This is a genomic window from Xanthomonas sp. F4 (assembly GCF_011761895.1).
The window spans coordinates 594619-613623 of the sequence record NZ_JAASQX010000001.1 but is presented as its reverse complement, the minus strand read 5'-3'; the positions used below and the strand labels follow the sequence as shown (position 1 = coordinate 613623).

Genomic DNA, 19005 nt, shown 5'->3' with positions numbered 1-19005 from the left:
CCCATCCCCCTCCCCACCATCAGGAGTTCTCCATGGAATACCGTCATCTCGGTGCGTCCGGCTTCAAGGTCCCCGTGCTCAGCTTCGGCACCGGCACCTTCGCCGGCACCGATCCCTTCTTCGCCACTTGGGGCAATTCGGACGTGGACCAGGCGCGGCGCCTGATCGACATCTGCCTGGAGGCCGGCGTCACCCTGTTCGACAGCGCCGATGTCTATTCCGGCGGCGCCGCCGAATCTGTGCTGGGCGCGGCGATCAAGGGCCGCCGCGACCAGGTGCTGCTGTCGACCAAGGCCGGCTTCCGCTTCGACCGCGCGGTGCCCAACAGCGTCGGCTCCTCGCGCTTCCACCTGGTGCGCGCGGTGGAGGCGGCGCTGACCCGCCTGGGCACCGACTACCTCGACCTGTTCCAGCTGCACGGCTTCGATGCGCGCACGCCGGTGGAGGAGACCCTGTCCACGCTCGACGACCTGGTGCGTGCCGGCAAGATCCGCTACCTGGGCGTGTCCAACTTCTCCGGCTGGCAACTGATGAAGTCGCTGGCGGCGGCCGATCGCCACGGCTGGTCGCGCTATGTCGCGCACCAGGCCTATTACTCGCTGATCGGGCGCGACTACGAAGAGGAACTGATGCCGCTGGGCCTGGACCAGGGCGTTGGCGCGCTGGTGTGGAGCCCGCTGGGTTGGGGCCGGCTGACCGGCAAGCTGCGCCGCGGCCAGCCGCTGCCGGATAGCAGCCGCCTGCACGACAAGGCGGTCACCGAGGCCGGCCCGCCGGTGCAGGAAGAGCGCCTGTACCGGGTGATCGACGCCCTGGAGGCCATCGCCGCCGAGACCGGCCGCAGCGTGCCGCAGATCGCGCTGAACTGGCTGCTGCAACGACCGACCGTCAGCAGCGTGATCATCGGCGCACGGACCGAGGAGCAGTTGCGGCAGAATCTGGGGGCGGTCGGCTGGACCCTCGATGCCGCCCACGTGCAACGGCTGGATGCGGCCAGCGCAGCGGTACCGGTGTATCCGTACTGGCACCAGCGCGGCTTCGCCGAGCGCAACCCGCGGCCGGTCTGAGCCGCGGCCGTGCCCTCCTTTCCCTCACGTCCAGGAGCCACCATGAAAGCGGTCGCCACCCTTCACCCCCTGCCGATCGACGATCCGCAGTCGCTGCACGACCTCGACCTGCCCACGCCGTCCGCGCCCGGCGGCCACGACCTGCTGGTGCGGGTGGAGGCGGTGTCGGTCAATCCGGTGGACACCAAGGTCCGCGGCAACGCATCGCGCGACGCCCAGCCCAAGGTGCTGGGCTACGACGCCGCCGGCGTGGTCGAGGCGGTCGGGCCCGAGGTCGACGGCTTCGAGCCGGGCGACGAGGTCTACTACGCCGGCGACATCACCCGCGCCGGCAGCAACGCCCAGTACCAACTGGTGGATGCGCGCATCGTCGCGCGCAAGCCGGCGACGCTGGACTTCGCCCAGGCCGCGGCGCTGCCGCTGACCACCCTGACCGCCTGGGAGCTGCTGTTCCAGCGTATGCCGTTCGACTTCGACGACGCGCACAACCGCGGCCGCCGCCTGCTGGTGATCGGCGGCGCCGGCGGGGTCGGCTCGATCGCGATCCAGTTGGCGCGGCATGCCGGCTTCGAGGTGATCGCCACCGCCTCGCGGCCGCAGACCCGCGACTGGTGCCTGCAACTCGGCGCGCACCACGTGATCGACCATCGCCAGGCGCTGGCGCCGCAGCTGCAGGCGCTGGGCATCGACCAGGTGGACGCGGCGCTGAACCTGGCCGACACCGACCGCTACTGGCAGCCGCTGGGCGAGCTGCTGGCGCCGCAGGGCCACGTCGGGCTGATCGTCGAGCCGAGCGGTCCGCTGCACATCGGCGACCCGTACAAGGCCAAGTGCATCGGCATCCACTGGGAAATGATGTTCGCGCGCGCCCGTTTCCGCACCGAGGACATGATCGAGCAGCACCGCATCCTGGCGCGCACCGCCAGCCTGGTGGACGCGGGCGAACTGCGCACCACCCTGACCGAGACGCTCAACCCGATCAACGCCACCACCCTGCGCGAAGCGCACCGGCGCCTGGAGTCGGGCAGCACCATCGGCAAACTGGCATTGGTCGGCTGGGGCTGAACGGCCGCGCAGTGATCGGAACATTCGCACGATCGCCCCGCCGACCGTAACTGCTGTTGCTGTTGCTTCCGCTTCTGCTTCGGCGCTGCAGCCACGGCGGGCGAATACCCGAAGGGCGACGCGCAGGATGCGCGTCGTTTTGCGCCGGCACATGGGTGAGCCGGACAAAGGCGAAGCACTGCTTCGCCCCGGCGAACGGGCTGGCGCCGTGAGGCGCCTGCCCCGGGCTTGGCCGCGTAGCGGACAAGTGCCGTCGGAAAATGCCCGACGTGGCTGCGGACCCGGAGCGCGCTAGCGCGGAAGGCGCGCTGCGGGGTGTGCTTGACCAGCCTTCGGCTGTGGTGAAGCGCTTCTTTTGGTTACTTTTCTTTGCACAAGCAAAGAAAAGTGACCCGCGTGAGCGGAAGCTGTTGCCTTTGCTTCAAAGCTTCCTGCTTCAGAATCCCCGCGCCATAGCCAAGGCAACCTCAAAGTCAGCGTAAAGGCACGAAGGCAACGTCCCTCTTGCCGTAGCCCAAGTTTCACGGCACCCTGCGCGCTTCCGTACGCCTGCGTATCCACGCCATGTCGCCCGCCCCCGGCCAGCCCGAATCCGCCCCCGCCGCCTACCCGCACCTGTTCGCCCCGCTGGATCTGGGCTTCACCCAGCTGCGCAACCGCATCCTGATGGGCTCCATGCACACCGGCCTGGAGGACCGCGCCCGCGACTTCCCCAAGCTGGCCGCGTACTTCGCCGAGCGCGCCGCCGGCGGCGTCGGACTGATCGTCACCGGCGGCTTCGCGCCGAACGTGGTCGGCTGGCTGAAACCGTTCGGCGGCAAGCTGTCCTGGCCGTGGGAGGTGCGGCCGCACCGGCAGGTGACCGCCGCGGTGCATGCGCACGGCGCCAAGATCTGCCTGCAGCTGCTGCACGCCGGGCGCTACGCCTATCACCCCTTGTCGGTGGCGCCGTCGAAGCTGAAGGCGCCGATCAACCCGTTCACCCCGCGCGCGCTGTCGGCGCGCGGCGTCGAACGCCAGATCGATGCCTACGCGCATGCCGCCAAGCTCGCCCGCGAGGCCGGCTACGACGGCGTCGAGGTGATGGGTTCGGAAGGCTATCTGATCAACGAGTTCATCGCCCCGCGCAGCAACCGCCGCAGCGATGCCTGGGGCGGCGACGCGGCCAAGCGCATGCGCTTTGCGGTGGAGATCGTGCGCCGCATCCGCGCCGCTTGCGGGCCGGACTTCATCATCGTCTACCGGCTGTCGCTGGTGGACCTGGTCGAGGACGGCAGCGACTGGCAGGAGATCGTGATGCAGGCGCAGGCGATCGAGGCCGCCGGCGCGACCATCATCAATTCCGGCATCGGCTGGCATGAGGCACGCGTGCCGACCATCGCCACCTCGGTGCCGCGCGCCGCCTTCGCCGCGGTCACCGCCAAGCTCAAGCCGCACGTGCGGCTGCCGCTGATCGCCACCAACCGCATCAACATGCCCGACGTGGCCGAGCGCATCCTCGCCGGTGGCGGTGCCGACATGGTGTCGCTGGCGCGGCCGCTGCTGGCCGACCCGGAATGGGCGAACAAGGCGCAGCGCGGCCAGGCGCAGGCGATCAACACCTGCATCGCCTGCAACCAGGCCTGCCTGGACCACGTGTTCGAGAACAAGACCGCCAGTTGCCTGGTCAATCCGCGCGCGGCCGCCGAGACCGAACTGAACTACCTGCCGACGCGCGCGCCCAAGCGCATCGCCGTGGTCGGCGCCGGCCCGGCCGGACTGGCCTGCGCGACCGTGGCCGCGCAACGCGGCCACCGCGTCACCCTGTTCGACAGCGCCAGCGAGATCGGCGGCCAGTTCAACGTGGCCAAGCGGATTCCCGGCAAGGAGGAATTCCACGAGACGCTGCGCTACTTCCGCCATCAACTCGAGGCCACCGGCGTGGAGCTGCGCTTGCAGACCACCGCCGATGCGGCGCTGCTGGCCGGCTTCGACGAGGTGGTACTCGCCACCGGCATCGTGCCGCGCACGGTGCAGTTCCCCGGCGCCGATCATCCCAACGTGGTCAGTTATCTGGACGTGCTGCAAGGGCGGGTGCAGGCCGCGGACAAGGTGGCGATCATCGGCGCCGGCGGCATCGGCTTCGATGTCGGCGAGTTCCTGGTGCACGCCGGGGAGTCGACCGCGCTGGACCCGGCGCGGTGGATGGCCGAGTGGGGCGTGGACCCACAGTTCGAAGGCCGCGGCGCGCTGTGCAAGCCGCGTCCGGAGCCGCCGGCGCGCAGCGTGTGGCTGCTGCAGCGCAGCCCGGGCCGGCCCGGCGCGCGGCTGGGCAAGACCACCGGCTGGATCCATCGCGCCACGCTCAAGGCCAAGGGCGTGACCATGCTCGGCGGCGTCGAATACCTGGGCGTGGACGATACCGGCCTGCGCATCCGCGTGGACGGTGCCGAGCAACTGTTGCCGGTGGGTACGGTGGTGGTCTGCGCCGGCCAGGAACCGCGGCGCGACCTGCAGGCGGCGTTGCTGGCCGCCGGCCGCAGCGCACACCTGATCGGCGGCGCCGATGTCGCCGCCGAACTGGACGCCAAGCGCGCCATCGCCCAGGGCAGCCGGCTGGCGGCGCAGTTGTAGGGCATGCGCTGACCCGGCAGGCCGTCGGCGACCATCGCCGACAATGTCGCGCCGATGCACGCGGCGCTAGGCCGGGCGCGGTCGGTGATCGTCCTCGCTACCGGCGTGCAAGGCGGACGTCGTCTGCGGCAGGCATGCCTGTACGCCACCAACTACGGGCCTGCAAGCTCAACGTGCCGTGCAAGGGAACGCCGCGTGCAGCGCATGCTCCACCGGAACCGCCGCGCGCTGCCGCAACTGCGCCGGCGGCAGCGCGGCCAGCGCGGTGAACACGCGATCGACCAGTTCGTGCGCCAGCACGCCCTGCTCGCCGGCGCACCACTGCGTGCCTACGTTGGCGTCGGCGACGCCGGCGATGTACAGCCGCGCCATCGCGCTGGCCTGGGCGCGGCGCTGCTCGGCGCTGCCGACGAGCGGCGTCGCCACGGCCTGCGCATCGCCGCGCAGCAATCGCAGCAGATCGCCAGCTGACAGCTGATGCACCGCCTCCGGACGCGCGGCCACGGACGCGGCGGCAGGCGCGCTGCCGGCGGCAAGACACAGGCACAGCAGCCGGGGCAATGACGATGACAGCGACATCGGCGGACTCCTCTGGCAACCAGGACCAGCGCTGTCGATGCTAGCAAGCCGGCGCGGCGGACTTGGTGCTGTCGCATCGGGCGGCTATAAGCCTGGGCATGCCATGCGCCTCCCCCCTGCCTACCCTGCCCCGCCTGCCGCACGCGGCGCTGGCGGCGTATGCCGGCGCGCATTTCGGCAAGAGCCTGCTGTGGTACGCCGGCGAACTGCTGCTGATCTATTCGCTGACCGAACACGCCGGCCTGCGCGCGATCGCGGCCGGGTTGGTGCTGGCGCTGGGCCTGCTGCTCAGCGCCGCGATCGGCGTCGGCGCCGGCTGGCGCCTGCGCCGACGCCTGCGCGACGTGCGCAACGCCGGACGCCTGCAATGGCACGGCCTGGCCGCGGCCGCGCTGGCGCTGCTGCTGGTGTTCGCTACGCCGTTGCTGCCGTCGCCGTGGCGGCTGGGCTACGTGCTGGCGGTGAGCCTGCTGTTCCGGCTGGCCTACGCGGCTTGCGACGTGGCCCAGAACACCTTGCTCAGCCTGGCGCAGTGGCCGTGGCGCGGCCACGACGGCGCCAGCGCGCTGCGCCTGGCCGGCAGCGGCGCCGCGGCGCTGCTGATCAGCAGCGTGGTCGGTGCGGTGCTGGCCCGCGGCGCCGATGGCGGCGGTCTGGCGCTGCAGGCCAGCGCGGTGCTGGCGGCGGTGGCGATGCTGTGCGCCTGGCAGTTGCAGCGGGTGCTGCGTCGTCCCGCCGCCACCCACCCGGCACCGGCCGACGCGACGGCCGCAGCCGCGACCGACACGGCGCCCTCGTGGCGCGCGATTCCCTGGCAGCCGCTGGCGCTGATCGCGGCGGTCTCGCTGACCCTGCCCGCGTTCACCAAGCTCGCTCCATACGTGGCCGCCTACGGCCTGCTCTCGCCCGGCTGGGGCAGTGCGGTCCTGATCGCCTATGCGCTCGGCACGGTGCTGGTGCAGCCGCTGGCCGCGCGCTGGGGCCGACAGCGCACGCCGGCGCAACGGCTGGCCTGGCTCGGCAGCGGCCTGCTGCTCTGCGCGCCGCTGTTCGCGCTAACCCTGCCGGCGCAGCCGTTGCTCAGCCTGGCCGCCGCGGCCTGCATCGGTGCGATCGGCGGCAGCGGCGGACAACTGGTGTGGGCCTGGCACGCACAACGCACCGCCACCCGCGCCGTCGCCCAGCACGCGCTGAGCTTCGCCGCGCTGACCGCCGCCGCGCAGGTGGCACTGGCCGCCGGGGTGGTGCTGATCGGCCTGCTGCTGGACGCGCTGGACTACCGCGACGGGCACTGCCTGCTGCTGTGCTGGGCGATGGCGGCCGGTCCGCTGTTGTGCGGGGCGCTGTGCCTGCTGCTGGCGCTGCTCACCGGGCGTCGCCGGCCATTGGCTGCCGACGCCGGCATGGCGGCGACCGCCAACGGCGGTTGAGGCGTTGGCACAGGGTCGGCGGCAGCGCCGACGCCGACGCCGCTGCGGCCCCGAAAGGCCACGGATCTGACGCAGGATCGCCCGCCACGCGGCGGCATCGGCCCTGCGGCGTAGCACGCCCAGTCGTGGGCTAGGCGAAGAAGGCGCGCTGCAACGGCATCAACGCCGCGCCCAGGGTCACCGCGTCGCCGACGGTGCGGGCGATGCATAGTTGCGGCAGCGGCGGCGCCAGGCCATGCCGGTTGGGCGCGCGCGGGATGCGGATGCGCTCGATCAGGCGCGCGCCGATCGGGGCCGGCAGGCGCCCGCCGATCACGATCGCCTGCGGATCCAGCGCATAGGCCAGGTAGGCGCACAGCTGCGAGAACGGCGCCTCGGCCATCTCCAGCCAGGCGTCCACGCCCGGGGTGTGCGCGTCGATCGCGCCCAGCATCTGCTCGACGCCGGCGTAGTCCTGGCCGGCGGCGCGCACCAGGGACAGCAACGCATCCAGGTTCGGATAGGCCATGCCGCCGACGGTCCAGATGCCGCCGAACTCGCCGGCATTGCCGCGGTAGCCGCGGAACAGCCGGCCATCGGCGATGATGCCGCCGCCGAAACCGTTGGTCAGGTGCAGGTACACGAAGTCGCGACACTCGCGGCCGACGCCATACAGGCTCTCGGCCACCGCCGCCGCCGCGCCGTCGTTCTCGACCGTCACCGCACAGCCCAGCGCCTCTTCCAGGATCGGCACCAGGTCCACCTGGGTCCAGTCCTCCAGCGCCGGCGGCCCGGCCATCTGCCGGCCCTGCCCGGTGAAGAACGCCGAGATCGCCATGCCCACGCCGACCACCCGCGCCGGGTCCACCCCGGTCTCGGCCAGCAGCTCGGCACGGAATCGCTGCAGTTGCGCCAGCACCGGCGCACGGCGCATGTCGGCCAGGCCGATGCGGCGCTGACCACGCACGTTGCCGGCGAAATCCACCAGCGCCAGCGCCACCACGTCGCCCATCAGGCCGATGCCGAAGGCGTAGGCGTAGTCCGGCGCCAGCCGCACGTCGACGCTGGGATTGCCGCGGCCCTCGGCGGCACGGGCGCTGAGCTGGACCATGCGGTCCTGCACGAAACCCTGCAGCAGGCGCGCCACGGTGGGCTGCGACAGATCCAGGTCGCGGCTCAGCGCCGCCTGGGTCTGTACCCCGGTCTTGAACACACGGTCGAGCAACTGGCGGCCGCCGGCACTGACGCGCGGCGGGAAATCGAGATGCGGCATAGGCGGACAGAAGCGTGATGGATGCACAACCGCAACAACCTAGCATGTGGACACAGAAGTTTCATACATGGTAAATAGTATTACCCCCACATTCTTTTACTGGGGGTCTTCATGCGTACCGTTCATCCGCACCCGAGCCTGCTGGCGCTCGCGCTCGCGTCCATCCTCGGCAGCGCCACTGCCGTCCATGCCGAGGACGCGCCGGCACCGCCGGCCGATGCCACCACCACCCTGGACCAGATCGTGGTCACCGGCACGCCGCAGGGCCAGTCGCAGAAGGACGCACCGTTCGCGATCAGCGTGGTGTCCAAGGAACGCCTGGAGCGCAGCACCCCGAGCAGCAGCGTGGACATGCTGCGGGCGGTCCCTGGCTTCTCCGCCGAACCCTCCGGCGGCCAGGGCGGTGGCCAGAACATCTACGTGCGCGGCCTGCCCGCAGGCGGCTGGTACTACGTGCAGTACCAGGAAGACGGCCTGACCCTGTTCGACGAGCCGCAGGAAAGCTTCTTCAACGTCGACACCCTGTTCGCGCTGGACATGATGACCGAGCGCCTGGAAGTGGTGCGCGGCGGCACCTCGCCGCTGTTCGCGACCAACGCGCCGGGCGGCACGGTCAATGCCATCACCCGCCACGGCACCGCCACGCCCGAGGGCGCGGTGCGCATGACCGTCGGCAGCGACGGCCTGCGCCGCGAGGACGCCTACAGCGCCGGCCCGCTCAGCGAGAACGTGCTGTACAGCATCGGCGGTTATCACCGCAGCGACGACGGCCTGCGCCGTACCGGCTACACCGCCGACCAGGGCGGCCAGCTGCGCGGCAACCTGACCTTCCTGATGGGCGATGCGATCCTCGACGTCGACGCCAAGTACCTCAACGACCGCACCGCCTTCTACAACCCGATCCCGCTCGCCGACCCGCGCAACCCGTCGCAGTCGCTGTCGGCGCTGATCGACCCGCTGGACGGCACGCTGCTATCCAACGACCTGCGCCACACCACCGCGCTCACCTTCGACGGCAATGGTCCGCTGGCGCGCAACCTGGACCTGGCCGACGGCATCCACAACAAGGTCAAACAACTCGGCACGCACCTGGAATGGGACCTGGGCGATGGCCTGACCCTCAACAACCGCATGCGCTTCGTCGATGCGGAAGTGGACTACACCGCGCTGTTCTCCGGCGCCGCGCCCTACGATGCCGGCGCCTACCTCAACACGCAGCTCGGCCGCGCGCGCAGCGGCTTCGGCGCGCGCGTGGCGCGGGTCGGCTACGTCACCACCCGCGACGGCGCCGCCTACGATCCGGCCACGGCCGACGGCCTGGTGCTGGAGAGCGGCCTGTGGAATGCGCGCACCCATCTGCGCACGCTGTCCGACGACCTGCGCCTGAGCAAGGCGTTCGACGACACCGCGCTGGGCAAGCACACGCTCACCGCCGGCCTCAACGTGCAGCACGTCGAATTCCGCCAGGACCGGCTGCAGAACACCGTGCTCACCACGCTGCAGAACAACGCGCAGCGCCTGGACGTGCTGGCCTACGACGCCGCCGGCAACGTGGTCGGTTCGGTCACCCAGAACGGTTTCGTGCGCTACGGCAACGGCGTCACCAGCGGCTTCGCCAACGCCACCTACCTGTCGCCGTACCTGTGGGATTCGGTGCGCTTCGGCCGCCTCGGCCTGGATGCCGGCGTGCGCTACACCCGCTACAACGCCAACGGCGGCGTGTACGCCAACACCACGCGCAATCTCGGCGATCCGAGCACGCTGGCCGACGACAACGTCGGCGGCCTCAGCGGTGCGTTCAGTCCGCGCACCGATCACCGCCATGCCACGCAGTGGACGCTGGGTGCCGAGTTCGCGCTGACCCCGCGACTGCAGACCTTCGCCCGCTACACCCAGTCGCAGCGCCTGCCGCGGCTGCAGAACGTCTACCAGACCCAGAACGCGGACGTCACCGACATCGACCAGGCCGAAGCCGGCCTGCGCGGCAGCTTCGGCGACACCTTCTCGTTTTCCACGGTCGGCTTCTGGAGCCGCTTCAACGACCTGTCGATCAGCGCCATCGTGCTCGACAACACCGGCGCTGTGCAGAACCTGGCACTGGTCGGCAAGACCCGCACCCTGGGCCTGGAATCGGAGTTCACCTGGCGGCCGTCGCCGCTGTTCGGCATCACCGGCTCGGCCACGCTGCAGGATCCGCAGACGCGCGGCCTGAGCAATGCGACCACCGGCCTCAGCTACGGCGACCTGGACGGCAAGCAGATCTCGCGCATTCCCAAGTTCATGGCGTCGATCAGCCCGACCCTGTACTTCGACATCGACGGCCGGCCGGTGGAACTGTCGGCCACCGCCTATCGCATGGGCCAGCGCTACGTCGATTACACCAACGCCACCGCCCTGCCCGCCTACACCACCTACGACCTGGGCCTGTTCGCGCGGCTGAGCGAGCACCTGGAACTGCAGCTGCACGCGGCCAATGTCAGCAACGCGCTTGGCCTGACCGAAGGCAATGCGCGGGTGGACACCTTGTCCGGGCAAGGCACCGCCGACGCGATCTACGCGCGGCCGATCTTCGGCCGCAACTACAACGCATCGCTGACCTGGAGGTGGTGAGCATGCACTGCCGGAGACTGTTGATGAGCGCAGTGCTGTCGCTGCCGATCCTGGCCCTGGCGGCCACGCCGAGCCTGCCCGACCGCCTGCGCGACCCGCACGGGCCGCCGCTGGTGGTCTCGCACCGCGCCTGCTGGAAGTTCGCGTCCGAGAACACCCTGGACGGCATTGCTGCCTGCATCGCACGCGGCGTGGACATGGTCGAGATCGACGTGCGCACCACCCGCGACGGTGCGCTGGTACTGATGCACGACGAGACCGTGGACCGCACCACCGACGGCCACGGCGCGGTGGCCGATCTGACGGCGGCGCAGATCGCCGCCTTGCGCGTGCGCAGCCAGGGCGGCGGGCGCGACAGCACGCTCACCGCGCGGCATCCGCCGACACTGGCGCAGGCGCTGGCCGTGGCGCGCGGCAAGGTGCTGGTGAACCTGGACATCAAGGCCGCGGCGCTGGACCAGGTGATCGACGCGGTGGAGGCTGCCGGCGCGCAACGCGACGTACTGCTCAACGTGCCACTGGACGTACCGGCGGCGGTGCTGCAGCGCGCGCGCAAGGCCGATATCGCGGTGCAGGCGCTGTACCTGCAGCGCGATTCGGCGCTGTCGCCCGAGCAGGCCTTGCGCCGCGCCGCGCACCTGCGGCCGGCGGTGGTGCAGTTGATGTTCGACGACCCGGCGGTGCTGGACATCGCGCAACGCGAACTGGCGCCGCACGCGCGGCTGTTCGTCAACACCATGACCAACGACATCGCCAGCGGCAGGCCGATGCGGCTGTCGGCCAACTACACCGACCAGCGCGCACTGCGCGATCCGGCCGCGGTCTGGGGCGGGCTGCGCAAGCACGGCGTGAGCATGATCCAAACCGACGAACCGTTGGCATTGCAACGCTACCTGCACGGCACGGACACGTCCCGGTAGCCGGTCTCGTTCCCAATCCTGGCGACGCGGCGCGATCGCCACGCGCCGCGTCGCCAGGAGTCCAGTTTCAGACGGGCGGCATGCACTGCCAGGACGATGCCCGTCGCTTCGAGCACTGCACCACTGACGACCGCGCTCACTGGCATGGCGGCGGCGGCGGCGCGTTGCGTTCCTTCACTTCATTCCATCAACCCCGAACGGAAGAGAGCACATGAAACTGCCCAAGAAACCCGCCAAGGCCCTCGCCCTGGCGCTGGCCTGCGTCTCGCTGAGCGCGCTGTCCGGCATGGCGTCGGCCGCCAGCAACTGGAACCCGGAACACATCCTCAACGTGATGAAGAATCCCTACCAGGGCAATCACGCCGACGTCGTGGTGATCTCGCATCGCGGGCTGGTCGGCAACGGCTGCGCCGAGAACTCCACCTGCTCGATCCTCGATACCTACAACGAGAACATCGAAGCGATCGAACTGGACGTCAAGCAGGCGTCCGATGGCGTCCTGTGGCTGTTCCACGACCAGAACGCCGGCCGCGTCATCGACCACAACCCCGGCTTCAACATCTTCCAGCCCGCCGCCAATCCGTCGGGCTGGAATCCGGACATCAGCACCCTGAGCAGCCATGATCTGATCAACATGTACCTGCGCGACAAGAACTTCGCCAAGACCAACGACCATCCGGCCTCGCTGGGCATCGCACTGGATGCGGTGAGCCACTATGCCAACCACATGGTGGTGGTGCTGGATCTGAAGTCGCTAGACGCGGTGTCGCGCGCGGCCGACCAGGTCAATGCGTTCAAGATGCAGAACCAGGTGGTGCTGAAGTTCAGCGCCTCGCTGCTGCCGAAGACACCCAGCGACATCACCCGCTTCACCAAGGGCGTGCCGTTCGCACCGACCGTCTATGCGGGCGACATGGACAGGATCGCCGACAACTACGTCGGCCTGTGCGGCTTCACCGCGCCCAATACGCCGCAGTGCCGGGTCAGCGCGTGGATCACCGAAGTGCGCAAGCAAAGCGGCTTCGCCTGGCTGGAAATCGGCAACAAGCAGCCCCGCCGCGGCGACCCGACTGCCGAGCTGCTGGCCGCGAACCAGGCGCAGAAGCAGGCGATCGGCGCCTTCTCGCCGGTGCCCGAATACCGCCTCAGCAGCCATGACGGCCAGCACTTCGTGCGCAGCAACGGCACCTGCTGCGCATCGCTGGACGACTACCTGACGAAAACCAAGTACTTCGGCAACGAGACCGCCGACGACCGTCCGAACTTCCGCGCGCAGGTCACCGCCGGCTTCACCAGCATCATCACCGACGATCCGCTCGGCGTGATCCGCGCCAACGTCCCGCGCAACACCGCGCGCTACAACTGACCACTGGATGGTCGCGCCGGGGAGTGCGCTCCCCGGTCCTGCACGGCGCCCTTGCGCCGTGCAGTCCGTCGTCCGCCTTCAGGAGCTCCCATGCGTTCCGCCCCACGTCCCCGCCATCTGCTTCTCGCGCTCCTGGTCGCCGGCGCGTGCGTGCCGCTGCTGCAACGCGCGGCCACCGCCCACGGCGCGCAAACCGCAGCGCCCGCCTCTCTCGCAACGCACGCGCCTGCCGACCCGGCGAGCGCAGAGACCCCGCTGCACACCGACGTCCCGTCGGTGAACCGCAATGCCATGCCCGGACCGCCCGCAAGTGCGGTGCTGGCCGCGGCGCAGGCGCTGCCCGCCGACTTCCAGGCCGATGTGCTGCTGCGCCTCGCCGCCTCCCCCGATCTGCAAGCCGATGGCGACCGTGCCACTGCCGCGCAACGGCTGACGCAACAGGCCGTGGCATTGGCCGAGCGCGCGCAACGGCGCATGCCCGGCCTGGCCCGTGTCGGCTACGTCAGCGAAGAGAACCCCGACGAACTGCGCGCAGTGCGCACCGCCGGCCTGGACCGGCTGACACTGCAGACGCGTGCCGCGCAGCGCGCCACGCCGGCACAGGCGCAGGCGCTGTTCGCGACGCTGCCGACACCGCAACCCGGCAGTTGCGATGCCGCCTATCTCGACGATCCCAGTCCGATCTATGCGTTGACCACTGCACTGCAGCCGACACAACCGACGGCGCGCGCAACCGCGGTGAGCGCACGTGTGGACGCGGCGCAACACGAAACCGACACCGCGCCGGCGCTGAAGATGGCACTCGCCGCTGCGCCGCTGGACAGCGCAGGACAGGCACAGCTCGCCGACAGCCTGACGCGCATGCTCGCGCGCATCCGCGGCGACGATGCCGGCTTCACCGCCACCGAACTGAGCGTGGCCGGCGACATGCCGCTGGTGCTGCAACAGCTCTCCGACACCGCGCTGCGCGAGCGGCTGCACAGTGCCTACCGCGGCTACGTTGCCGCGCACCTGGCGCAGACGCGGTGTCCGTCCAGCGTGCTCGGCAACCACTGGCTGCTGGAGCAGCGCTTCGTCGCCGAGCTGCCCAGCGAACGCATCCTGCCCGCGCAACCGGTCACGGCCCAGCCGGTCGACGAAGACGCGATCTCGCTGATCCGCCAGGCCGGCTACAACATCCGCACGCAGTTGCTGGATCCTGACGCTGGCGCCGACGCCCTTGCCACGGAAAAGGCATCGCTGGATTTCCTCGACCAACTCGACCACGGCGTGCTGCAACAGACCGCGGCCGGCGACGACAGCGGCCGCGTGCAGCGCGCCCGCCTGCGCGAACTGCTGCGCTATCTCGAGTACGCGCCGGCCGGCGCCGCGCGCGACCGCGGCATGAACCTGCTCGCCACGCTGTTGAGCGGACCGTACTACGCGCGCGATCACGACACCTGGTTCGGCGATCTGCACGTGCTCGCCGAGCAAGCGCAACGTTGGCCCGATCGCGAACAGCGCCTCGCGCAACTGAGCGGACATGCCGACCCGGTGGTCAAGGTGTACGCGATGCTGATGCAGCGCAAGCAGTTTCCCTGAGCCTGATGCGCCGCATCGCGGCGCTGCACCATGCCGTCGTGCGGCCAGGCACGACGGCGTTGCCACAGTGCGAGATGTGAACCCTGTCAAGACTCGGGGTTCAGTTGCGATTCGGGAAGCGGCGCCTATTGTGCGCCCCTCTTCCGACCCACCCATCTTGGCGGGTCCCGCCGGACTTCAGATTGCCGGCACCCGGGCGGCCCGTGACAGGCCGCCTCCCCATGACGCCAAGCCGCATCGCTTGCCGCGCCACTCCGGCGCGTCACCTCGACGACGGCCCATACGGAGCAAGGAGTACGATGAAACTGGCCTGGATCCTCTGGCTATCGCAATTGTTGCCGCAACCCGCTGCCGATTCGCTTTGCCTCAGCACCACCGTGTACCTGGAAGCGCGCGACCAGACGCTGCGCGGGCAGCAAGCCGTCGCCGAAGTCGCATTGCGGCGCCTGGACAGCGGTCTGTGGGGCGATTCGATGTGCCAGGTGGTCACCGCGCGCAAGCAGTTCGCGCCAGGCCTGGTGAAGCCGGGCACCGAACTGAAGAACGACGACGCCTGGGCCGACGCGGTCAAGGTCGCCTTCGCCGCCGAGCGCAACTGGGCGCTGCCGCAGGGCCAGCGCAAGGAGATCGTGCCCGGCGCCAGCCACTTCGCCGCGCATGCCATCGCCAGCCCGAGCTGGCGCAACGCCTATCAGGTCGCGACCATCGGCGACCACACGTTCTATCGCGTGCAGAAGCTGCGCCCGCGCAACGCCTCCTGATCCTTCGCCACGCAGGCACATCCGACGCAGGCTCCCGCACGCCACGCACGGCGTGCCAGTGATCGCCAAGCGCCCCGCGCAGCGGGTACGCTCTGGCGTCCTGAATGATGCGGAGCCGCATGCCATGAAACTCTATTCCAAGCCCGGCGCCTGTTCGCTGGCCGATCACATCGCGCTGCGCTGGGCCGGATTGCCGTTCGAACTGAAGCTGCTCGATGCCGCCGCGATGAAGGCGCCTGCGTATCTGGCGATCAATCCGGCCGGCGCGGTGCCGGCGCTGCAGGTGGACGACTGGGTGCTCACCCAGAATTCGGCGATCCTCAACTACATCGCCGATCTCGCGCCCGACGCGCACTTGGCCGGCGACGGCAGCCCGCGCAGCCGCGCCGAAGTGCAGCGCTGGCTGGCCTTCCTCAACGCCGACCTGCATCCGGCCTTCCATCCGCTGTTCGGCAGCACCCGCTATCTCGACGATGCCGCGGTGATCGCGCGCACCCAGGAACACGCACGCGAGCGTGTGCGCACGCTGTATGCGCGCGTGGAGGCCGCACTGGAACAGCAGACCTGGCTGGGCGGCGCACGCCGCTCCATCGCCGACGCCTACCTGTTCGTCACCCTGCGCTGGGCGCGCGCGCAGCAGATCGCGCTCGGCGCCAACCTGCAACTGCATTTCGAACGCATGTCCGCCGATCCGCAGGTGCAGGCCGCGCTGCAGGCCGAAGGCCTGAGCTAAGCGTTGCCGCGAACGCCGGCGCATCTGCGCCGGCGTCGTCATGCGGCGTCAACCGCGCAAGGCGCGGCGAATCTCCTCCAGCGCACCGGGATCGTCCAGCGTCGACAGATCGCCCGGATCGCGCTGCTCGGCCAGTGCCTGCAGCGAACGCCGCAACAGCTTGCCCGACCGCGTCTTCGGCAGTGCCTGCACCAGATACACCTGCGCCGGCCGCGCCACCGCACCGAGCCGCTGTACCACGCACTGACGCAGTTCCTCGACCACCGCCGCAGCATCCGGCGCGACCTGCTTCAGCGTCGCGAACACCACCGGCACCTGCCCTTTCAATTCGTCGTGCATGCCGATCACCGCGACTTCGGCCACGTCGGCGTGGCCGGCGATGGCTTCCTCGATCTCGCGCGTGCCCAGGCGATGTCCCGCGACGTTGATCACGTCGTCGGTGCGGCCGAGGATGAAGGTGTAGCCGTCCTCGTCGCGGATCGCCCAGTCCAGCGAGCTGTACAGCAGCGTGTCGAAGTGGCTGAAGTAGCTGCGCAGGAAGCGCGCATCGTCGTTCCACACCGTGGTCATGCAGCCCGGCGGCAACGGCGGTTCGATCACCAGCACGCCCTTGCGCCCGGCCGGCACCTCCACGCCATGCTCGTCGACGATGCGCGTGCGGTAACCGAGATTGGGAAAGCCCGGCGAACCCGGTTTCACCGAGCGCAGTTCCACACCTGGCAACAGGGTCAGCACCGGCCAGCCGGTCTCGGTCTGCCAGTAGTTGTCGATCACCGGCTTGCCCAGCGCTTCGCCGATCCACAGTGCGGTCGGCTCGTCCAGCGGCTCGCCGGCCAGGAACAGATAGCGCAGCGCGCTCAGGTCGCGCTCGCGCAGGTAGCGCGCCGGGTGCTTCTTGAGCACACGGATCGCGGTCGGCGAAGAGAACATGGTGCGCACGCGGTACTTCTCGCACAGCGCCCACCACACGCCCGGATCCGGTTGCACCGGCAGGCCTTCGTACAGCAGCGAAGTCGCGCCGACGATCAGCGGGCCGTACACGTTGTACGAATGCCCCACCGCCCAGCCCACGTCGGAGGTGGAGAACATGGTCTGTCCGGGGCCGCAATCGAACACCGTGCGCATCGACAGTGCCAGCGCCACCGCATGCCCGCCGACGTCGCGCTGCACGCCCTTGGGTTTGCCGGTGGTGCCGGAGGTGTACAGCAGGTAGCTGGGCTCGTTGGATTCCAGCCACACCACGGGTACCTGCGTATCGCCGACCTCGGCGCGCAGCGCGGCATAGTCGACGTCGCGCCCGGGTACGCGCGGCTGCGCCGGATCCAGCCCACGCGAGACGATCAGCACCGTCGGCGGCGGCGCACTGGCTTCGGCGCAGGCGGCATCGACCAGCGGCTTGTAGGGGATGCGCTTGCCGCCGCGGCTGCCGGCATCGGCGGCGATCAGCAGCTTGGGGCGCGCATCGTCGATGCGCAGCGCCAGGTTGTGCGCGGCGAAGCCGCCGAACACCACCGAGTGCACCGCGCCGATGCGCGCGCAAGCCAGCATCGCGTACACCGCCTCGGCCATGTTCGGCATGTAGATGACCACGCGGTCGCCGCGCTGCACGTCCAGCCGCTGCAGCACCGCGGCGAAGGCGTTGACCTCGCGGTGCAGCTGCGCGTAGGTGATCTCCTGGGTCTGCCCGGTTTCGCTGGACACCGCGACCAGCGCCAACTGCGCGGCGCGCGCGGGCAGGTGCCGGTCCACCGCGTTGTGGCACAGGTTGGTCAGCCCGCCGACGAACCAGCGCCGGAACGGCGGCGTGTCGTACTCCAGGATCGCCTGCGGCGGCCGCTCCCAGTGGATCGCCTGGGCCTGCTCGGCCCAGAATTCCTCGGGTTGCTCGATCGAACGTCGGTACAGCGTCGCGTAGTCCATGCCGCCCCTCCCAAGGCCGGTGCGCCGGCTCCGAGCATAGTCCTTTGGCGGGGAGGGCGTCGTTCCGACCTTGGTCGAAGGAACTGACAAGAGCGCCTAGGTCAGCCGTAGCACCAGCACTCTCCTGAACGGGATAACGGACCCTACGACGCGTCTGTGCCGTCTTCCGCACCCCGTGCCGCCGACCGCCCGGGCCGCCGATCGGGCTTGAGGCGCAACGCCTTCTTTTCCACCAGATGCCAGGACGCGGCCGCCAGCGCGAACGTCGCAGCAAGGGTGATGGATAGGAGGTGGAGATAAGGCGTCCGTCTTCCCAGAAGCGCGACGCCGATTTGCTGCGCCGGCCACGCATAGATGTAGATGCCGTACGAAAGATCGCCGAATCTCGAGACATCGCGCATGCCTGCCCAGGCGCGCAAGCCAATCGCCATCGTCAGCGGCGGGACGATGAAGGCAAGGCCCAGGGTCGTTTGGTCGAGGCGTATCAAAACGCAGCCTACCAGCAGGAACACCAGGCCCGGCAGCGCTTGGCGAAGGAGCGGATATGCTCGCAGCAGACTTCCTGCCGCGAAGAAGAGCCCGAAGTCCGCCAGGAAGCTTTCCCCACCCTGTGCACCCGACAGCACGAAGTAGCACAGGATCCCCATCGCCAACACCAGCGATGGGCGCCGGGTGGCCACACCTGCCAAGAGAAGCAGTGCGTAACAGCAGACCTCGTACTTGATCGTCCACAGAGATCCGTTCGTCCGGTGCCTGGGATTGTCGGGGAATCCCGTCAGCCCAAGCGCAGCGATCACGGCCACTGTGAGCGGAATCGACACGCACAGGGCAGGCAGCATCCGCAACGTACGGCGCGTACAGAACCGGAAAACGTGAGGATCCTTCAGCCAACTGGAGGTCACCAGATAGCCGCTGATCGAGAAGAAGATGAGCACACCCAAGTTGCCGAACGAATGGTCCCCGACGACCATCGGCTCCGCGCGCCCCGAAAGCGCAAACTGATGGCTGACCAGAACGAGCAGCGCGCCGGTCAAGCGCAGCGCATCGAAATTGTTGCGCACTGCTTTGCTCACGCCCGTTCCTCTACGCATGCCGTTCATGGATCAAC

14 protein-coding genes are annotated in these 19005 nt (G+C 69.6%); 10 read left to right on the top strand and 4 right to left on the bottom strand.

The genetic code is table 11. The features are described from left to right. The first annotated feature begins 32 nt into the window (after positions 1–32). The 3 genes from FHR66_RS02770 (at position 33) to FHR66_RS02760 (ending at position 4745) form a co-directional block, all read left to right on the top strand. On the top strand, positions 33–1067 hold the full coding sequence (locus FHR66_RS02770; protein WP_160966115.1) for an aldo/keto reductase: 1035 nt from the start codon (positions 33–35) through the stop codon (positions 1065–1067). Positions 1068–1109: 42 nt separating this feature from the next. Next, positions 1110–2132 (top strand): zinc-binding alcohol dehydrogenase family protein, encoded by a 1023-nt coding sequence (locus FHR66_RS02765; protein ID WP_160966113.1) that lies wholly within the window; start codon positions 1110–1112, stop codon positions 2130–2132. 564 nt (positions 2133–2696) lie between these two features. Next, positions 2697–4745, top strand: coding sequence for an NADPH-dependent 2,4-dienoyl-CoA reductase (locus tag FHR66_RS02760; RefSeq protein WP_167087310.1), 2049 nt, complete (start codon positions 2697–2699; stop codon positions 4743–4745). A 168-nt stretch (positions 4746–4913) separates the two neighbouring features. On the opposite strand, the gene FHR66_RS02755 is transcribed toward FHR66_RS02760, so the two are convergent. Next, positions 4914–5324, bottom strand: a complete 411-nt coding sequence (locus FHR66_RS02755) for a Rap1a/Tai family immunity protein (protein WP_160967067.1) — start codon at positions 5322–5324, stop codon at positions 4914–4916. Positions 5325–5422: 98 nt separating this feature from the next. On the opposite strand from FHR66_RS02755, the gene FHR66_RS02750 reads away from it, so the two are divergent. Beyond that, positions 5423–6754, top strand: a complete 1332-nt coding sequence (locus FHR66_RS02750; protein WP_160967065.1) for an MFS transporter — start codon at positions 5423–5425, stop codon at positions 6752–6754. A gap of 130 nt (positions 6755–6884) precedes the next feature. Here the strand turns inward: FHR66_RS02750 and FHR66_RS02745 are convergent, their stop codons facing one another. Further along, positions 6885–8006, bottom strand: coding sequence for an ROK family protein (locus FHR66_RS02745; RefSeq protein WP_160967063.1), 1122 nt, complete (start codon positions 8004–8006; stop codon positions 6885–6887). A gap of 111 nt (positions 8007–8117) precedes the next feature. On the opposite strand from FHR66_RS02745, the gene FHR66_RS02740 reads away from it, so the two are divergent. The 6 genes from FHR66_RS02740 (at position 8118) to FHR66_RS02715 (ending at position 15977) form a co-directional block, all read left to right on the top strand. Further along, complete coding sequence (locus tag FHR66_RS02740) at positions 8118–10616, top strand: TonB-dependent receptor (protein ID WP_160967061.1); 2499 nt, start codon at positions 8118–8120, stop codon at positions 10614–10616. Positions 10617–10639: 23 nt separating this feature from the next. Continuing rightward, positions 10640–11536 carry a glycerophosphodiester phosphodiesterase family protein gene (locus FHR66_RS02735; protein WP_160967059.1) on the top strand — a complete coding sequence of 299 codons (897 nt, stop codon included), beginning with the start codon at positions 10640–10642 and terminating at the stop codon, positions 11534–11536. A 211-nt stretch (positions 11537–11747) separates the two neighbouring features. After that, positions 11748–12902, top strand: a complete 1155-nt coding sequence (locus FHR66_RS02730) for a glycerophosphodiester phosphodiesterase family protein (RefSeq protein WP_160967057.1) — start codon at positions 11748–11750, stop codon at positions 12900–12902. 90 nt (positions 12903–12992) lie between these two features. Continuing rightward, positions 12993–14483 (top strand): hypothetical protein, encoded by a 1491-nt coding sequence (locus FHR66_RS02725; protein WP_202394662.1) that lies wholly within the window; start codon positions 12993–12995, stop codon positions 14481–14483. Between the two features lie 299 nt (positions 14484–14782). After that, a complete protein-coding gene (locus tag FHR66_RS02720) occupies positions 14783–15244 on the top strand; it encodes a cell wall hydrolase (protein WP_019797714.1) in 462 nt (153 codons plus the stop codon). 124 nt (positions 15245–15368) lie between these two features. After that, positions 15369–15977, top strand: a complete 609-nt coding sequence (locus tag FHR66_RS02715; protein ID WP_160967055.1) for a glutathione S-transferase N-terminal domain-containing protein — start codon at positions 15369–15371, stop codon at positions 15975–15977. A 48-nt stretch (positions 15978–16025) separates the two neighbouring features. Here FHR66_RS02715 and prpE read toward each other — a convergent pair whose 3' ends face one another. Together prpE and FHR66_RS02705 are read right to left on the bottom strand one after the other, a co-directional pair. Beyond that, complete coding sequence (prpE, locus tag FHR66_RS02710) at positions 16026–17897, bottom strand: propionate--CoA ligase (RefSeq protein WP_160967053.1); 1872 nt, start codon at positions 17895–17897, stop codon at positions 16026–16028. 143 nt (positions 17898–18040) lie between these two features. Beyond that, complete coding sequence (locus FHR66_RS02705; RefSeq protein ID WP_160967051.1) at positions 18041–18970, bottom strand: acyltransferase family protein; 930 nt, start codon at positions 18968–18970, stop codon at positions 18041–18043. Positions 18971–19005: the final 35 nt, after the last annotated feature.

Bases quoted from the DNA above. Each gene is read 5' to 3' on its own strand.
- FHR66_RS02770 (WP_160966115.1), top strand. From the start codon at position 33: ATGGAATACCGTCATCTCGGTGCGTCCGGCTTCAAGGTCCCCGTGCTC.
- FHR66_RS02765 (WP_160966113.1), top strand. From the start codon at position 1,110: ATGAAAGCGGTCGCCACCCTTCACCCCCTGCCGATCGACGATCCGCAG.
- FHR66_RS02760 (WP_167087310.1), top strand. From the start codon at position 2,697: ATGTCGCCCGCCCCCGGCCAGCCCGAATCCGCCCCCGCCGCCTACCCG.
- FHR66_RS02755 (WP_160967067.1), bottom strand. From the start codon at position 5,324: ATGTCGCTGTCATCGTCATTGCCCCGGCTGCTGTGCCTGTGTCTTGCC.
- FHR66_RS02750 (WP_160967065.1), top strand. From the start codon at position 5,423: ATGCCATGCGCCTCCCCCCTGCCTACCCTGCCCCGCCTGCCGCACGCG.
- FHR66_RS02745 (WP_160967063.1), bottom strand. From the start codon at position 8,006: ATGCCGCATCTCGATTTCCCGCCGCGCGTCAGTGCCGGCGGCCGCCAG.
- FHR66_RS02740 (WP_160967061.1), top strand. From the start codon at position 8,118: ATGCGTACCGTTCATCCGCACCCGAGCCTGCTGGCGCTCGCGCTCGCG.
- FHR66_RS02735 (WP_160967059.1), top strand. From the start codon at position 10,640: ATGAGCGCAGTGCTGTCGCTGCCGATCCTGGCCCTGGCGGCCACGCCG.
- FHR66_RS02730 (WP_160967057.1), top strand. From the start codon at position 11,748: ATGAAACTGCCCAAGAAACCCGCCAAGGCCCTCGCCCTGGCGCTGGCC.
- FHR66_RS02725 (WP_202394662.1), top strand. From the start codon at position 12,993: ATGCGTTCCGCCCCACGTCCCCGCCATCTGCTTCTCGCGCTCCTGGTC.
- FHR66_RS02720 (WP_019797714.1), top strand. From the start codon at position 14,783: ATGAAACTGGCCTGGATCCTCTGGCTATCGCAATTGTTGCCGCAACCC.
- FHR66_RS02715 (WP_160967055.1), top strand. From the start codon at position 15,369: ATGAAACTCTATTCCAAGCCCGGCGCCTGTTCGCTGGCCGATCACATC.
- prpE (WP_160967053.1), bottom strand. From the start codon at position 17,897: ATGGACTACGCGACGCTGTACCGACGTTCGATCGAGCAACCCGAGGAA.